Source organism: Mycobacterium shimoidei, from assembly GCF_900417275.1.
Lineage (GTDB): Bacteria > Actinomycetota > Actinomycetes > Mycobacteriales > Mycobacteriaceae > Mycobacterium > Mycobacterium shimoidei.
In genome coordinates this window covers 1,094,647-1,110,544 of record NZ_UEGW01000001.1, presented here as the reverse complement: position 1 = coordinate 1,110,544, position 15,898 = coordinate 1,094,647, and the positions used below count along the sequence as shown (strand labels likewise).

Annotated in this window: 18 protein-coding genes; 9 read left to right on the top strand and 9 right to left on the bottom strand. The window is 65.3% G+C overall.

Translation table 11 applies throughout. From position 1 onward, the window contains the following. Nucleotides 1-79 precede the first annotated feature (79 nt). The 4 genes from MSP7336_RS05395 to dnaA all read right to left on the bottom strand — a co-directional run bounded on the left by MSP7336_RS05395 (nucleotide 80) and on the right by dnaA (nucleotide 4,967). Complete coding sequence (locus MSP7336_RS05395) at nucleotides 80-643, bottom strand: DUF721 family protein (RefSeq protein WP_113963220.1); 564 nt, start codon at nucleotides 641-643, stop codon at nucleotides 80-82. Then, nucleotides 640-1,785, bottom strand: a complete 1,146-nt coding sequence (gene recF, locus MSP7336_RS05390) for a DNA replication/repair protein RecF (RefSeq protein WP_113963219.1) — start codon at nucleotides 1,783-1,785, stop codon at nucleotides 640-642. The genes MSP7336_RS05395 and recF overlap by 4 nt, the downstream gene beginning before the upstream one ends. A gap of 9 nt (nucleotides 1,786-1,794) precedes the next feature. Continuing rightward, nucleotides 1,795-2,988, bottom strand: a complete 1,194-nt coding sequence (gene dnaN, locus MSP7336_RS05385) for a DNA polymerase III subunit beta (protein ID WP_069394080.1) — start codon at nucleotides 2,986-2,988, stop codon at nucleotides 1,795-1,797. Nucleotides 2,989-3,467: 479 nt separating this feature from the next. Further along, on the bottom strand, nucleotides 3,468-4,967 hold the full coding sequence (dnaA, locus tag MSP7336_RS05380) for a chromosomal replication initiator protein DnaA (protein ID WP_069394081.1): 1,500 nt from the start codon (nucleotides 4,965-4,967) through the stop codon (nucleotides 3,468-3,470). 585 nt (nucleotides 4,968-5,552) lie between these two features. Here dnaA and rpmH point away from each other — a divergent pair. From rpmH to MSP7336_RS05335, 9 genes are all read left to right on the top strand, one after another. Beyond that, on the top strand, nucleotides 5,553-5,696 hold the full coding sequence (rpmH, locus tag MSP7336_RS05375; protein WP_084226258.1) for a 50S ribosomal protein L34: 144 nt from the start codon (nucleotides 5,553-5,555) through the stop codon (nucleotides 5,694-5,696). Nucleotides 5,697-5,717: 21 nt separating this feature from the next. Next, complete coding sequence (rnpA, locus tag MSP7336_RS05370; protein ID WP_113963218.1) at nucleotides 5,718-6,080, top strand: ribonuclease P protein component; 363 nt, start codon at nucleotides 5,718-5,720, stop codon at nucleotides 6,078-6,080. Further along, nucleotides 6,077-6,436 (top strand): membrane protein insertion efficiency factor YidD, encoded by a 360-nt coding sequence (yidD, locus tag MSP7336_RS05365; protein ID WP_181786567.1) that lies wholly within the window; start codon nucleotides 6,077-6,079, stop codon nucleotides 6,434-6,436. The genes rnpA and yidD overlap by 4 nt, the downstream gene beginning before the upstream one ends. A gap of 43 nt (nucleotides 6,437-6,479) precedes the next feature. Further along, complete coding sequence (gene yidC, locus MSP7336_RS05360) at nucleotides 6,480-7,547, top strand: membrane protein insertase YidC (protein ID WP_244917520.1); 1,068 nt, start codon at nucleotides 6,480-6,482, stop codon at nucleotides 7,545-7,547. Between the two features lie 78 nt (nucleotides 7,548-7,625). After that, the gene (locus MSP7336_RS05355) at nucleotides 7,626-8,198 is read left to right on the top strand and encodes a Jag family protein (RefSeq protein ID WP_113963215.1); all 573 of its coding nucleotides are present in this window, start codon (nucleotides 7,626-7,628) and stop codon (nucleotides 8,196-8,198) included. Between the two features lie 63 nt (nucleotides 8,199-8,261). Further along, a complete protein-coding gene (gene rsmG / locus MSP7336_RS05350; RefSeq protein ID WP_113963214.1) occupies nucleotides 8,262-8,984 on the top strand; it encodes a 16S rRNA (guanine(527)-N(7))-methyltransferase RsmG in 723 nt (240 codons plus the stop codon). Next, a complete protein-coding gene (locus tag MSP7336_RS05345) occupies nucleotides 8,981-9,946 on the top strand; it encodes a ParA family protein (protein WP_113963213.1) in 966 nt (321 codons plus the stop codon). Before rsmG ends, MSP7336_RS05345 begins: the two co-directional genes overlap by 4 nt. Nucleotides 9,947-10,019: 73 nt before the next feature. Continuing rightward, on the top strand, nucleotides 10,020-10,997 hold the full coding sequence (locus MSP7336_RS05340; RefSeq protein WP_069394086.1) for a ParB/RepB/Spo0J family partition protein: 978 nt from the start codon (nucleotides 10,020-10,022) through the stop codon (nucleotides 10,995-10,997). Between the two features lie 229 nt (nucleotides 10,998-11,226). Continuing rightward, nucleotides 11,227-11,943: an acetyltransferase gene (locus MSP7336_RS05335; protein WP_069394087.1), complete on the top strand. Its 717-nt coding sequence runs from the start codon at nucleotides 11,227-11,229 to the stop codon at nucleotides 11,941-11,943. 16 nt (nucleotides 11,944-11,959) lie between these two features. Here the strand turns inward: MSP7336_RS05335 and MSP7336_RS05330 are convergent, their stop codons facing one another. From MSP7336_RS05330 to sigM, 5 genes are all read right to left on the bottom strand, one after another. Next, nucleotides 11,960-13,180, bottom strand: a complete 1,221-nt coding sequence (locus tag MSP7336_RS05330) for an N-acetylmuramoyl-L-alanine amidase (RefSeq protein ID WP_069394088.1) — start codon at nucleotides 13,178-13,180, stop codon at nucleotides 11,960-11,962. Nucleotides 13,181-13,286: 106 nt separating this feature from the next. Beyond that, nucleotides 13,287-13,628, bottom strand: coding sequence for a thioredoxin (gene trxA, locus MSP7336_RS05325; protein ID WP_069394089.1), 342 nt, complete (start codon nucleotides 13,626-13,628; stop codon nucleotides 13,287-13,289). Beyond that, nucleotides 13,625-14,638 (bottom strand): thioredoxin-disulfide reductase, encoded by a 1,014-nt coding sequence (trxB, locus tag MSP7336_RS05320; RefSeq protein ID WP_113963212.1) that lies wholly within the window; start codon nucleotides 14,636-14,638, stop codon nucleotides 13,625-13,627. The genes trxA and trxB overlap by 4 nt, the downstream gene beginning before the upstream one ends. Nucleotides 14,639-14,750: 112 nt before the next feature. Beyond that, complete coding sequence (locus tag MSP7336_RS05315) at nucleotides 14,751-15,266, bottom strand: hypothetical protein (protein WP_113963211.1); 516 nt, start codon at nucleotides 15,264-15,266, stop codon at nucleotides 14,751-14,753. 15 nt (nucleotides 15,267-15,281) lie between these two features. After that, entirely contained in the window at nucleotides 15,282-15,827 is a 546-nt protein-coding gene (gene sigM, locus MSP7336_RS05310) for an RNA polymerase sigma factor SigM (protein WP_113963210.1), read from the bottom strand. Nucleotides 15,828-15,898: the final 71 nt, after the last annotated feature.

Genomic DNA, 15,898 nt, shown 5'->3' with positions numbered 1-15,898 from the left:
TCTCGGATCTACCTGCGTCCGGACGCTTGACAGAGCCGGTTTCTCAATTCTGGCGGCCCTGAGCCAATCCTTCGCGGACTTAGCCGTAGGTGTCCCGAGGACCCCGCCCGGCGATATGCAGCGGGCCTTTCCGCCACGACGGCGCCGCGGGGCCGGTGATCTTCAACGTCCTCACCACCCCCTCGCCGACCTCCGCGGCGATCTTGGCAATCAGCTGCGCCTGGATGATCCGTAACTGGGTGGCCCAAGCCGTCGACTCAGCCGACACGCTCAGCACCCCGTCGCGTAGGGCGGTCGGCGTGGCATGTTCGGCGATTTGTTGGCCGACGACCGCCGACCACCGGCCGAACACGGCACCTTCGGCGACCCGCGGCGACCAACCGCGCTTATTCGCCACCTCACGCGTCACCGCGCCGAGCGGCTGTGGGTCTCGACTGTCAGGCCCGGGCCCGGACCAGCGTCGTCGCCCCGCCGTACCCGCGAAGCGCCGAGCCGGCGGCGCCGTTCGCCGACCCTGGCCGACGTCTTTTCCCTGACTGCGTGCCGCGCCGCGGGCCTCCTCGAGCGTGCGCCGGACCAGATCCATGCCGGCCACCGCACTCAAGCGTTCAGGCGGGCCGACATTCGCGTCATGCTCGGTCACGTCTGCACCGCCGATACCCGCCCGTGGTCGTCGTCGCGCAACACGATCCCGACCCGTTTGGCATCCCAATCACTGGGCACGTCCTCCGCGACGGCTGCGGTCACCAATACCTGTTCAGCCGATGCCGCGGCCGCGGCCAGCGCCCGGCGGCGCGCGCTGTCCAGCTCAGCGAACACGTCATCAAGCAACAACACCGGGTCGGTTCCCTCGGCGCGCAGCAATTCATACGAAGCGAGCCGCAGAGCCAACGCCATCGACCACGATTCACCGTGGCTCGCAAAGCCTTTCGCAGGTTGGTCACCGAGCCGCAACTCCAAATCGTCCCGGTGCGGTCCTACCAGACACACGGCGCGATCCAGTTCGGCCGGTCGACGCTTGGCGATCTCCGCCAACAAAGCGGCCTGCAGGAACTCCACATCAGCATCATCACCCGTGTCGATGTCGATGCTGGCGCGATAACCGATCGCCGCCGACCGCGATCCCGGCGCCAGCATTGCGTAGGCCTTCTGCACCTCGGGTGCCAACTGGTGCACCAACTCGATTCGCGCCGCCATCAACTCCGCACCATGGGTCGCCAAATGCCGGTCCCAGGCGTCCAGCGTGTCGACTACATCGCGATCGCCTTGGCGCCGACCACTCGCGGTCTTGAGTAGCGCCGTGCGCTGACGCACCACTTTGTCGTAGTCGGCGCGCACCGCCGCAATTCGCGGCCACCGCACCGTCGCCAGATCGTCCAGGTAACGCCGCCGGTCGGCGGGGTCGCCGCGCACCAGCGCCAAGTCCTCCGGCGCGAACAGCACCGCGCGCAGCACACCGACCACTTCGCGGGCGCTGCGCACCGGTGAGCGGTTCAACCGGGCCTTGTTGGCTCGACCGCTCGCAATCTCAAGGTCGACGGCGCACTCGCGGCCTTCGTTGACCACAATGGTCGACACCACCGCCCGGGCTGCCCCGACCCGCACCAGCGGTGCATCGGTGGCGACCCGGTGCGAATTCAATGTCGACGAATACCACAGGGCCTCAATAAGATTCGTTTTGCCGTAGCCATTAGGACCGATGAATACGGTACGTCCGGGATCCAATTCGAGGTCGGCGTGCGCCCATGACCGGAAATCCCGCAGGCTAAGACGACGGACGTGCACGCCGGCCCGCTAACCCGGCAGCCGGACCGGCATCAACAGATACACATAGTCGGTCGACACGGCAGGGAACGGGCCTTTGCCCGACACGACGTCATCAGACGCCGGCCGCAACACCGCTGGCCGGCTGGGCGTGGTGAAGCCGAACGACACTCGCTCGGAATGCAGTGATCCCAGCCCATCGGTCAAATAAGTGGGGTTGAAAGCAATCGTCAGTGGTTCGCCGGCGAACTCGACCGCCAGATCCTCTTCCGCGCGCCCGACGTCGTCGGCGCCGGCCGAAAGCCGCAACACACCGTCGCCGAATTCCATTCGCACCTGCGCACCGCGGTCGGCGACCAGTGCCACCCGCTTGATCGCCTCGGTCAGTTCATCCACCCCGATGGTGGCCACGGCAGTGTGTTCGGTCGGCAGCAGCTGACGAAATTTGGGGAACTCCGCGTCCAAGAGCCTGGTGGTGCTGCGCTTGCCGTCGCCGCTGATCCCCAGCAACCCCTCCTTGCCTACGGCCGATCCCGCGCCCAATGACAACCGCACCTCTGAACCGTCAGTGCCCGTCTTGGCCGCCTCAGCCAAGGTCTTGGCCGGCACCAGCACCGCTGCCTCGATGTCGGGCGAGGCCGCCGACCAGGTCAGCTCGCGAACTGCCAACCGGAACCGGTCGGTGGCGGCGAGCACTACGGTTTCACCGGAAATCTCCACGCGGATACCGGTGAGCATGGGCAAGGTGTCGTCCCGGCCGGCGGCCACCGCCACTTGGCTGATGGCCTCGGCAAACAAGTCTGCTGACAACGTCCCTGTTTCGTCCGGTAATGCCGGCAACGTCGGGTAATCCTCGACGGCCATCGCCGGCAAGGAGAACCGGGAATTTCCGCAGGTCAACGACACGCGACTACCGTCGACGTGGACATCGACCGGTTTATTCGGCAAGGCTCGAGTGATGTCAGAAAGCAGTCGGCCGGACACCAGAACTGTTCCGGGCGAGGCGATTTCAGCGGCCAGGCTCACCTCGGCGGATACCTCGTAGTCGAATCCCGAGATGGTCAGCCCGTCGTCTGAACCGGTCAGCAAGACACCGGCGAGCACCGGCACTGTCGGTCTGGTGGGCAGGTTCCTTGCCACCCACGCCACCGCATCTGCGAACTCATCTCGTGCCAAGCGAAACTTCAAGTCGGTGAGACCGACCTTGGTCGTCGCCACGTCCATAGCGTCCCTTCATCACCTCGAACAACAAGGTTCCTAATTCAGCGGCCACTCCCGGTGACGAAGCCTGTGCGTGTAATCCGCCGCGACGGCCATAAACGGCAGTCGAACCACAACGTTAAAGCCTTCGTCGCCATCTTGAAAGCTAATCGACTCCTATGACACTGGATCGCCGCGAGCTGAGTGCGGGATGTGGAACACCTGATCCCAAGGGCTGTTTTCGAAGAGAAACCTATGAAGAGATTCCAATAGCAGTAGTAAGTCCTGTGCACGTTGGGGACAAAGCCGGGTCGGCGCTGCGTGGGCGCGGTAATCGGGTGTGGATGGTGGCTTTGCTGGCTGTGAGTGGGCTGTGCGGTGGCTGGGGATGTCGTCTCGGTTATCCAGGAAGAGGTGCAGCGCCACCGGCGACGTCGAGTGGTTACTCACAGGGGTATGCACAAGTGGGGGTGGCAAAAATTTTTCGGCAGAACTGCAACGCATCAGCGCTTCGAGCGCTGGCGGATCCGGGTGGTGAGTTCTTTGACGTGGTCGAACACCTCGCGGCGTTCGGCCATCTCGCCCCGGACCTTGCGTTCGGCATACATCACGGTGGTGTGATCGCGGCCGAAGGCTTGGCCGATTTTGGGCAACGACAGGTCGGTGAGTTCGCGGCAGAGATACATCGCGATTTGACGGGACTGGGCGAGCGCGCGGGTCTTACCGGGGCCGCGGAGCTCTTCGACGGTGGTGTCGAAGTATTCGGCGGTGGCCGCCATGATTGTCGCCGCACTGATCTGCATCGTGCTGGCGTCAGCAATCAGGTCGCGCAGCACGATCTCGGCCAGCGCTTTATCGATCGGGGTCTTGTTCAACGAGGCGAAGGCGGTGACGCGAATCAGCGCGCCCTCGAGTTCGCGGATGTTGCGTTCGATGCTGCTGGCGATGAGTTCGAGGACTTCGTCGGGGACGGCCAGGCGTTCCATCTGTGCCTTTTTGCGCAGGATGGCGATCCGGGTTTCCAGCTCGGGGGGCTGTACGTCGGTGATCAGTCCCCATTCGAAGCGGGTACGCAGGCGGTCTTCGAGCGTCGCGAGCTGTTTGGGTGGGCGATCGGATGAGATGACGATCTGTTTGTTGGCGTTGTGCAGTGTGTTGAAGGTGTGGAAGAACTCCTCCTGGATGCCTTCTTTACCCTCGATGAACTGAATGTCATCGACCAGCAGCACGTCGACGTCGCGGTAGCTGCGTTTGAACGCGACCTTGCGGTCGTCGCGCAGGGAGTTGATGAAGTCGTTGGTGAATTCCTCGGTGGAGACGTACTTGACGCGCATGCCGGGAAACAGTCGTTGCGCGTAGTTGCCGGCTGCGTGCAGCAGGTGTGTTTTGCCGAGTCCGGATTCGCCCCAGATGAACAACGGGTTGTACGCGCGTGCCGGTGCTTCGGCTATCGCGAGCGCGGCGGCGTGAGCGAATCGGTTGGACGCCCCGATGACGAAGGTGTCGAAGGTGTAGCGGCGGTTGAGGCTGGTTCCGCCGGCCGCGGCGTCGTTGTTACTGGGCCGGTCGGTGAAGTAACTAGGCCAGCTTTCGTGCGCACTCGCGAGGGCTTCCCGATCTTCGTCGACTTCGTCGATGTCGGATCCGAGATCGTCAGCCGATGCGGCTGCGCCATTGTCGACGTCATCTTCGGCCGGCGGGGCGATGCGGACGCCGAGTTCGATCGGCTGGCCCAGTCGGCGGCTGAGCGCTTCGGTGATCTGGGTGCGTAGGTGGCGTTCGATCTCGTTCTGTACGAAGCTGCTGGGAACCGACAGTAGGGCAAATCCTTCGGCGATTGTGAGCGGTTGTACGAGGTTCAGCCAGGCTCTTTGCTGGGGGGTCAGCGGTGGGCTGAATGGTTCGCCGTTGCTCGGCGCGCTGTCTGGATGGATTTCCCCGTTGAGTTCGGAGACAACCGCATTCCATACGGTCGCAAAACTCGACCCGGGATCATCGGTCACCGATTAGCCCCCCGGTTCGAGATCTACCAACAGCCACTGTTGGCGCTGACGACCTGTCCACATGGTTATCCACAGGTGTGGACAGGACGGTCGTCATCGCGACGCAACCTATCGCGGACGGCGCGCGGAATCGGGTTTCACGTCTGTCAGCAAAAGTTGCCTGGACAGAAAACCGATTCGCCATCCTCGCTTCAATGTCGGCCGCCACCTCAGTCGGAGGCGGCGCGGAAACTACACCGCCCGAAGCTAACAGTTTTCGGTGCGAGTGCCAACCGTTCTGCGACATTGCCATCGTGGTTCGATGAGATCACGGCCGCTCTGTGGCGGGTGGGGAATCAGTGAAGAATTTCCGGTGCTGCCGAGGCGTTCGGCGGCCAAGTTTGACCGGGCGAAGGCTGGTCAGTACCCTCGAACAGTCGCCCGAAAGTCGGCGATACGGCTGCGATCCGGGCTATCCGTCCGGGGCCCGCGCCGGTTACCACCGAGACACAGTCCGTCGAGGGCTAGTGAGGGCAAACGCGTCCGGCCAGGCAACGGTTGTTGCTCCAGCCCAAGCGCGTTGCCAGATGTAACGAGGAGTGAGCCGTGGCGAAGGGTAAGCGGACCTTTCAGCCGAACAACCGGCGCCGAGCCCGCGTCCATGGCTTTCGGCTGCGGATGCGTACCCGGGCTGGGCGGGCGATCGTGTCGAACCGGCGGCGCAAAGGGCGCCGTTCACTTACCGCTTGATCCACTTCCGGTGGTACAGCGGTGCTTTCCGCGCGGAATCGGATGACGCGGTCGGCTGAGTTCGACGCGGCGGTCAAACATGGGATACGGGCTGTGCAGCCCGATCTCGTCCTTCACGCGCGACGGGCTGAGCAAGGCTCGCCGGTGAAGGTCGGGTTGATCATCACGAAGTCCGTGGGCTCGGCGGTGCAACGCCACCGAGTCGCCAGACGGTTGCGGCACGTGGCGCGCGAGGTGGTCAAAGACCTCGAGAACGCAGGGAGCTCGGCCCACGTGGTGATCCGCGCACTGCCGAGCAGCCGGGACGCGACCTCGGCGCGACTCGAGCGGCAACTGCGTTGCGGGTTGCGGCGGGCTTGTCAAGTTGCGGGGGCCCGGCAGTGATTGTCGGGGGGAGCGGATGGGCCCGCCGAGCGGGTGCGACAGCGGCGCGCGGGCTGATTTTCGTCATCCAGCTCTATCGGCACATGGTGTCCCCGCTGCGGCTGCCCACATGCCGATTCATCCCCACCTGCAGCCAATACGCCGTGGACGCGCTGACCGAGTACGGGTTGGTGCGGGGTTGTTGGCTGGCCCTGGTGCGGCTGGCGAAGTGTGGGCCGTGGCATCGGGGAGGATGGGATCCGATACCCGAGCGCCAGAGGACGCCGGCGCCCGCACGACACGTCTGCCGAGCCGCAGCGGAGCAAGGGGAGCGGGGCGTGTCGGCAGAGCAAGCGGAGAGGGACTCCATTGTTTGATTGGTTCAGCCTGGACATCATCTACTACCCGGTGTCGGCGATCATGTGGGTCTGGTACAAGGCGTTCAGCTTGTTGCTCGGACCGACGAACTTCTTCGCGTGGGCGCTGGCGGTGATGTTCTTGGTTTTCACGTTGCGCGCGTTGCTGTACAAGCCGTTTGTCCGCCAGATCCGTACCACCCGGCAGATGCAGGAGTTGCAGCCGCAGATCAAGGCGCTCCAGAAGAAGTACGGCAAAGACCGCCAGCGGCTGGCGCTGGAGATGCAAAAGCTGCAGCGCGAACACGGCTTCAACCCGATCCTGGGCTGCCTGCCCATGTTGGCGCAGATCCCGGTGTTTATCGGGCTCTACCATGTGCTGCGTTCGTTCAACCGGACCACCGGGGGCTTCGGTCAGCCGCACCTGTCGGTGGCCGAAAACCGCTCGACCGGGAACTACGTTTTCAGTCCGAGCGACGTGGCGCACTTTCTGGACGCCAACCTGTTCGGCGCACCGATCGGGGCGTTCATGACGCAGCGGACCGGGCTGGACGCTTTTACCGAATTCAGCCGTCCCGCTGTGATTCTCGTGGGTGTGCCGGTGATGCTGGTGGCGGGGATTGCCACATACTTCAACAGCCGTGCATCGGTAGCGCGGCAGAGTCCCGAGGCTGCGGCGAATCCGCAGACCGCGATAATGAATAAGCTTGCGCTGTACGTATTTCCGCTCGGCGTCATCGTCAGTGGGCCGTTCTTGCCGCTGGCGATCATCGTGTACTGGGTTTCGAACAACATCTGGACCTTCGGTCAGCAGCACTACGTGTTCGGCATGATCGAGAAGGAAGAAGAGGCCAAAAAGCGCGAAGCGTTGCAGCGGCGATCGGCGAATGCGCCGCCGCCAGGCGCCAAGCCGAAGCGCGCGCCGAAGGCGGCGGCGACGCGCGCGAACGGGTCACCGGCCAGCGCGGGTGCGCAGCAACCGCAGACTCCCGACGGGGAGGTCAACGGGCAAGTAGCGGCCTCGAACGAGTCAGACGTGAAAGCGGGCAAGCCGAATCAGCCTGCGAGAGAAGCTAGTTCAGCCAATCGAACCCCGCGGCCTGGAGCGAAGCCGAAGAAGCGCAAGCGGTGACCCGCAACGGCGGCGCGCGGTAACAACCTAGCGGGGTGAGCCAGCTGCCCCTGAAGGACGGGAAAGAAAGAGATAGGCATGACGGACGCCGAGACAACCGAACGCGAAGCAGACGATGCGCCCGAGCAACAGGCACAGGAGGAGGCGGAGTCGGTGGCCGACGCCGATTCCGTGGCGGACAGCGATCTGGAGGAGCGGTTGGTCGCCGAAGGTGAGATCGCAGGCGACTATCTGGAAGAGCTACTGGATCTGTTGGACTTCGACGGCGACATCGATCTGGATGTGGAGGGCAGCCGGGCGGTGGTCAGCATCGACGGCAGCGACGACTTGAACAAGCTGGTGGGCCGCAAAGGGGAAGTCCTCGACGCGCTGCAGGAGCTGACTCGGCTGGCGGTCCATCAGAAGACCGGAGTGCGGAGCCGCTTGATGCTCGACATCGCCAGTTGGCGCCGCCGCCGGCGAGAGGAGCTCGCGGCGCTAGGCGACAAGGTCGCCAGGCGAGTGCTCAAGACGGGCGAGCGAGAAGAACTCGCACCGATGACGCCGTTCGAGCGCAAAATCGTGCACGACGCTGTCGCGGCGGTGCCCGGAGTGCACAGCGAAAGCGAGGGCGTCGAACCCGCCCGGCGCGTCGTCGTCTTGCTTGACTGAGCGCGGAGTTACATCCGTGTAGTTCCCAGAGGCGCGCGGTGATCGGCCGAGTGAACCGGGAGGATGTTTCACGTGAAACATGTCGAGGTGGCCGCACCGCCGGACGCCGCCGCCGCGATTTTCGGCGATCGCCTCGACATCGCCCAACAATATGCCGAGTTGTTGGCGGGGGCCGGCGCCGAGTGGGGAGCCTTCGGGCCGCGGGAACTGGACCGAGTGTGGGAGCGGCACGTCTTGAATTGCGCGGTTGTCGGGGAGCTACTGGAGCCCGGCGAGCGGGTGGTGGACATCGGCAGCGGGGCCGGCTTGCCGGGCATACCGGTTGCCATCGCACGACCGGACATTCGCGTGACGCTCGTCGAGTCGCTGTTGCGCCGGACCGACTTCTTGCGCGGCGTCGTCTCCGAACTCGGCCTCGATGTGGACGTGATCCGGGGCAGGGCGGAGGACCCGAGGGTCCGGGACGGCGTCGGCGGAAGCGACGCTGTAATGTCACGCGCGGTAGCCACGTTGGACAAGTTGAGCCGGTGGAGCCTGCCGCTGCTGCGACCGGGCGGGCGGATGCTGGCGATCAAAGGCGAACGGGCAGCGGAGGAAGTCCGTCAGCACCGGCGTGTGATGGCCGAATTGGGCGCCGTGAATGTCAGGGTGGTGAAATGTGGCGTGAGCTTCTTGAGTCCGCCCGCAACCGTGGTGGTGGCGCAGGGCGGAGGGCCGGTATCGACCGCGCTGCAACCACGTCGACCGTCGCAGAAGTCGAACAGGGCCAAAAGGGAGAAGCTATGACCGCGCCGGGCGGGCCGGCCGCCTCCGAGCAGGGGGCGCCCCAGACGTCTTCGCCGAATGTTTCACGTGAAACATTGGCCGAATACGACACCCCGATCGGCGCAGCTGCGGAGCGCGCGATGCAGGTGCTGCACACCACCCATGCACCTTTGCGGCGCCCCAGCCAGCGCCGGCTCTTGACCATTGCCAACCAGAAGGGCGGGGTCGGTAAGACGACAACGGCGGTAAACCTCGCGGCCGCGCTAGCGATCCAGGGAGTCAAAACCCTTGTCATCGACCTGGATCCGCAGGGCAACGCCAGCACCGCGCTCGGTATCACCGAACGCCACTCCGGCACGCCGTCGTCGTACGAGGTACTCCTCGGGGAGATTCCATTACGGACCGCGCTGCGCCGCAGCCCGCATAGCGAACGCCTGTTCTGCGTGCCGGCCACCATCGACCTGGCCGGTGCCGAGATCGAATTGGTCAGCATGGTGGCGCGCGAGAATCGGCTGCGGACCGCGCTGAGCGATTTAGATCAGTCCGACTTCGACTACGTCTTCATCGACTGCCCGCCGTCGCTGGGGCTGCTGACGATCAATGCCCTCGTCGCGGCCCCGGAGGTGCTGATTCCCATCCAATGCGAGTACTACGCGTTGGAGGGTGTCTCGCAGCTGATGAACAACATCGAGATGGTGAAGGCACACCTAAATCCCCATCTGGAAGTGTCGACCGTGATCCTGACGATGTATGACGGGCGGACCAAGCTCGCCGACCAAGTCGCCGACGAGGTGCGCCGGTACTTCGGGGCTAAGGTGCTGCGCACGGTGATCCCGCGCAGCGTCAAAGTCTCTGAGGCGCCGGGCTACAGCATGACGATCATCGATTACGACCCGGGTTCGCGCGGCGCGATGAGCTATCTCGACGCCAGCCGCGAACTTGCCGAGCGAGACCAACCACCAGCCGCGAAGGGACAACCATGACTCGCGCCGCCGGCGATAGAGAAACCAGGGACGGGGTGGGGGCACCACCCGCTTGCGGGAAAGGGGGGCGCTCATGACTCAGGCGTCACGAAAGAGAGGCGGCCTTGGCCGCGGGCTGGCTTCGCTGATTCCGACCGGGCCGTCGGAGGCTGAGACCCAGTCGTCGGGCATGGGGCCGCGGATGGGCGACGCGGCCGCCGACGTCGTGCTGGGCGGGCCCGGACCGAGCGGCATCGGAGCGGTGTATCGCGAGATCGACCCAGCCAGCATCGAGCCGAACCCGCGCCAGCCGCGGCAGGTGTTCGACGACGAGGCGCTGGCCGAGCTCGTGCACTCAATCCGAGAGTTCGGCCTCATGCAACCCATCGTGGTCCGGCCGATCGGGACCTCCGGCGATGGTGTGCGCTATCAGCTGGTGATGGGGGAGCGGAGGTGGCGCGCCGCCCAGCAGGCCGGCCTGACGGCCATCCCGGCGATCGTGCGTGAGACCACCGACGACAACCTGCTTCGGGATGCACTGCTGGAGAACATCCACCGGGTTCAGCTGAATCCCTTGGAAGAAGCGGCGGCTTACCAACAATTGCTCGACGAGTTCGGTGTCACCCACGACGAACTGGCGGCCCGCATCGGCCGGTCCCGTCCTCTCATCACCAACATGATCCGGTTGCTGCGCCTGCCGATCCCGGTGCAGCGCCGCGTCGCGGCCGGCGTGCTGTCGGCGGGCCACGCCCGGGCGCTGTTGACGCTGGAAGGCGGCCCGGAGGCCCAGGAGGAGCTCGCGGCCCGGATCGTCGCCGAGGGGCTGTCGGTGCGGGCTACCGAGGAAGCGGTCACGCTGGCCAACCGCGGCGATGGGAACAAGCCCGCCCCGCCGCGCCGCAAGCCGATCCACATGCCCGGTCTGCAGGACGTTGCTGAGCAGCTTTCCACCGCGTTCGACACGCGGGTCACCGTCAGCCTCGGCAAACGCAAAGGGAAGATCGTTGTCGAATTCGGCTCGGTCGACGACCTGCAGCGCATCGTCGCCCTGATGAACGGCTCCAAGGGCTGAACTGGGACCAAGGGAAATTACGTCACTGTGACACTTCGGCCGGGCCGAACCGGCTCTGACGCGAAACGTTTTGCACGCCAATACATTTGAGGCGTGGCGGACCGGTGACCGGTGCCGCGCGGCGCTACTGGCCGGGGTCGGTCAAATGCTTTTATCCTGGAGGTGCTGTTAGCGCCTCATGAAAAGCAGGATCATCAATGGCAGCACCGCACGGCGGCCTAGGAGTCTAGTGTCTGCTCGAATCACACCGCTTCAGCTCGACGCCTTCGAGCAGTTGCCGAAGCACGCCCGCCGGTGCGTTTACTGGGAGGTCGATCCGGCCACCCTCGGACAAGCCGATCACCTCACCGACCCGGTGTTCGAGAAGGAAGCCTGGTTGTCGATGGTGATGCTCGAGTGGGGATCGTGCGGACAGGTGGCCATGGCGGTTCCAGCGGAGTGCGGGCCCAGCGAACCGCCGTGCCTAGGCTACGTGCTGTATGCCCCACCGAGGGCGGTGCCGCGGGCGCGCGGGTTCCCCACCGCGCCGGTGTCGGCCGACGCGGTGCTGCTGACGTCGATGGGAGTCGAGCCGGGGCGCGGGGCGGAGGACCTGCCGTACGACCTCATCGCTCAAGTCGTCGACGAACTCGTTCGCCGCGGTGTCCGGGCGCTGGAGGCGTTCGGGCGTACCGAAGACGTGGCCGAACTGCTCGAGGAGCCGACCGCAGACCCCGCGTTGGCCCCGGTTCTGGAGACGCTCGGTGACTGCTCAGTCGACCGGTGCGTGATCGCCGCGGACTTTCTGCGTGACGTGGGATTCACTGTGGTGGCCCCACACCGGTATTTCCCCCGGTTGCGTCTGGAGCTGGACAGGGGTCTTGGTTGGAAGGCCGAAGTGGAAGCCGCGCTGGACCGCCTTCTGGAGAACGCCCAGCTACAAGCGGCCGGCCTGCAGGAACGCTAAGCAGGCGCGTGCCCGATCAGGAACCGCTGAGTCGGCTCGCCTGTTCCACCGACAACTCGTGAGCGAGCAGTTCGGCGAAGGTGAAAGTCCCAGTGGGACGGTCGTTTTTGCCGAGCAGGTACAACCGCTTCACGGCGGCGAGGATCCCTTCGGCGATGGCGTCGCGTGTCTGCGACCTCACCAGCATTCCGCGGTCATCCGGGTTGGTGATATAGCCTATGTCGACCTGAACAGTAGGCATCCTGGTCAGGCGCAGCAGATCCCAGGTGCGGCCATGGGTCCGGCAGTCGCGTAAACCGGTGCGCGCGACCACTTCTCGCTGGATGAAGTCGGCAAGCATACGGCCAATGGTCGACACCGAGCCGTGCGAATTACCGAAGTGAAAGGAAGCGACGCCATTGGCGGCCGGACTGGAATGGGTGGCGCAGCGCAAGCTGATCATCAGGTCGGCACCGACGGTGTTGGCCGCCGCGGCACGTTCGGCATCCGATGGACTGTTGTTGGGCGGCCGGGAAAGGAACGTCTCCATCCCGATCGCGGTCATCCGACCCTCGAGCCGACTTGCCAAGTCCCACAAGATATCTGCCTCGCTGATCGGGCCCTCGACATCTTGCATGATCAGGCCGTGATCGGCGCCGCCGCGACCCGGATCGATGATGATCCGCTTGCCGGACAGCTTCGGGCCGGATCGGCGGACCTGCTCTTCTTCGCGGATGGCGTGCAGGGACCCGCCGCTGACTCGTGCACTGAGAAAGTACAAGGAGCGCAACGTTTCCGGGCCGCAGATGCCGTCGGCATAGAGTCCGTACTCGCGCTGGTAGGACATCAACGCGTTGTGCGTCTGCAATCCGAAGTATCCGTCGACCAGGCCGGTGTAGAAGCCCAGATCCTGCAACCTGGCCTGCAGGGTGGCCACGTCATCGCCGTACATCGGAGCGCCGAACTGGTGGCTCAGCGTGCGCGCACCCAGCCGGTAGGACGCCTCTTTCAGTGCCCGATACGTCGCTTCGCCAACGACGCCGTCCACCAACAGGCCCCGATGTTGCTGAAACGCCCGCACCGCGCGGTCGAGTTCCTCGTCGAACACATCAAGGGCGACATGCTTTCCGGTGGTGAGGTCTTCGTCGGGTGATTCCAGATGCCCCAGCGCGGCAAGCGCAGCCCGAATCTCGGTGACCGCTGCTGCGCGGTCACCAAGGCGCAGCGGTTGGCCGGCGCCGCGAGGCGGTGTCGACATCCAGGGCCTCCGGTGAGCAAGTGTGCGACAGCCCTGCCGTTGCTTGACAGGCTTGGCGGTATTGTCGCAGACGCTTGTCGGTTTCGGGAAAAGCCCAGGCAGATGGTCAGAAGACGTCGGACAGTTCGCGCAGCAGCGCGGCCTTGCCCTTGGCCCCCACGATGCGCTTGACCGGCTCACCGCCCTTGAACAAGATCAGCGTAGGAATCGAGACGACCTGAAAGTTCCGCGCTGTTTCGGGGTTGGCGTCCACGTCGAGTTTGGCGACGGTGAGGTGCCCGGCCTTTTCGGCCGCGATTTCGGCCAGCACAGGCGCGACCATTTTGCACGGGCCACACCATGTAGCCCAAAAGTCAACCAGCACAGGCTTATCGCTGGATAACACATCCGTCGCAAACGAAGCGTCGGAGACATCCACAGGGGCGCCGGTGTTTTCGGTGTGGGTCATCGGGGAGCTCCAATCATTTCAGTGCTGCCGGCGGCTCCGGTGGCCTTGGGCGGTGCAGCTTCGGCGGATTCGTCTGAATGCTCGGCCAGCCACCGTTCGGCGTCGATCGCCGCAGCACAGCCGGTGCCGGCCGCGGTAACGGCCTGACGGTAGACGCGGTCCACCAAGTCGCCCGCAGCGAACACACCATCCAGCGACGTACGGGTGGTTCTGCCCTCCACCAGCACATAACCGTCCGGGTCTAGATCTACCGCCCCACGGACCAACTCCGAGCGAGGGTCATGGCCGATCGCGATGAACACCCCGGTAACGGCGAGGGTGGATTCTTCACCGGTGACGGTGTCGCGCAGCCGCAAGCCCGTCACCGTGTCTTCACCTTCCACGGCCACCACGACGGTGTTGGTGATGAACCGGATCTTGTCGTTGGCGCGCGCACGGTTGAGCATGATCTTGGAGGCGCGGAACTCGTCGCGGCGGTGCACGACCGTCACGCTGCGAGCGAACCGGGTCAAAAACGTGGCTTCTTCCATCGCCGAGTCGCCACCGCCGATCACGGCGATGTCCTGGTCGCGGAAGAAGAACCCGTCGCAGGTGGCACATGAGCTCACGCCGCGGCCGAGCAGCTCCTGCTCGCCGGGCACATGCAGATAGCGCGCGGCCGCGCCCATCGCCAAGATGACAGCTCGGGCTTGATGCGTCTCCCCATCGGCCGTGACCACCGATTTCACCGGGCCCTCCAGCGACACCGACTCGACGTCTTCCATCCGCAGGTCGGCGCCGAACCGGAGGGCTTGCTCGCGCATCTGGTCCATCAACTCCGGGCCGGTGATGCCGTCACGGAAGCCGGGGTAATTCTCCACGTCGGTCGTCGTCATCAATGCGCCGCCGAATGATGTTCCTTCGAACACCAGTGGCGCCAGCTGCGCACGGGCGGTGTAGAGGGCCGCGGTGTATCCGGCCGGCCCCGAGCCAATGATGATCACGTCGTGAACAGTGCTGGTGGCAGTCATGCGAGCCTTTCGGATACTTCCAACGAGTCAGACAGTTCGAACGCCAGCGTAGGCGGTGGTGTTCCCGAAGCCTCGACGGTCGCCAGCGCGGCGCAGCCGGGCGCAGCGTATCTTACGGTCGCTGGATCGGTCTGTCGGCCAATAACCCGGTGTCCGCTGAGCTGCAGGTCGATGCCACGGCAACCGCTGTCATGGTGCCGGGTGTGTCACCCGGTAGCACCAACAAAACCGCGGGCCGGCCGCTCACCTCGAGTGGTTGGGCCGCCAGCACCCGGACCGTCGGTGGGTAGCCGAGGCCGCTCAAACACGACGCGCGGCGTTGCGGATCGGCAAGTGGACCGTAGTCTGCCTCGTGGCCGAGCAAGGCCAGGATCTGCGGGTCCGACAGCGGGATGGTGGTGGCCGGCCGCGACACGGTGATGTGCTCCGCAGTGGTGGGGCTGCTCGGAGCCGGGCCGGGTGCGCTGATCAGCGCCGCGGTACCCCACACGACGGCCACCGCGACCGCGGCCAGGCCGGCCAGCGCGGCGAGCGCCCGCAACGGGCGGGTCGCGGGGCGGGCGGCGTGCGCGGCACCCACAACGCCAACGCGCCGGCGACCGGAGTCCGCGTCGTCTGCTGCACTCATCGGCCCCAGTGTCCGTTATGCCGGCGCGGCGTCGGTGTCGAGGTGGCCCAGCGCCGCCGCCAGGCGGGCCCTCGCGCGGGCACAGCGGCTCTTCACGGTCCCTTGGGCAACCCCGAGTAGCCGTGCGGTGTCGGCCACGGAGTAGCCGTGCATGTCGACTGCCACCACAGCTGCGCGCTGCTCCACCGGCAAGCGCATCAACGCGCGTTGCACCATGATCGCAGTTTCGACCTGCGTGGTCCGATCGGTTACCGGATAGCTGTCATCCAGCGCTGCGACAAGATGAGACCTGTTGCGGCGCAACCGATCCAGGCACGCATTGACCACGATGCGGTGCAGCCAACTGCTCACGGCCGCGTCGTGACGAAACGAGCCGGCCGCGCGATGTACCGAGAGCATCGCATCCTGGAGGGCATCGTCGGCGTCCTCAGCACTTCCGCTGGTGAGCCTCGCAAGACGGTGCAGTCGGCGGCGGTGGCGCATGAACAGCTCCTCGAAGGCGTAGCGGTCACCGGCGACATGAGCGGCCAGCAGCTCGGCGTCACTGCATTCGCGCCGCATCCGGCCACCTGGCTGCACGGCCGGACACTAACCAAACAGCCGCCGTGCGGCACTTCACCCGGCGGGATACG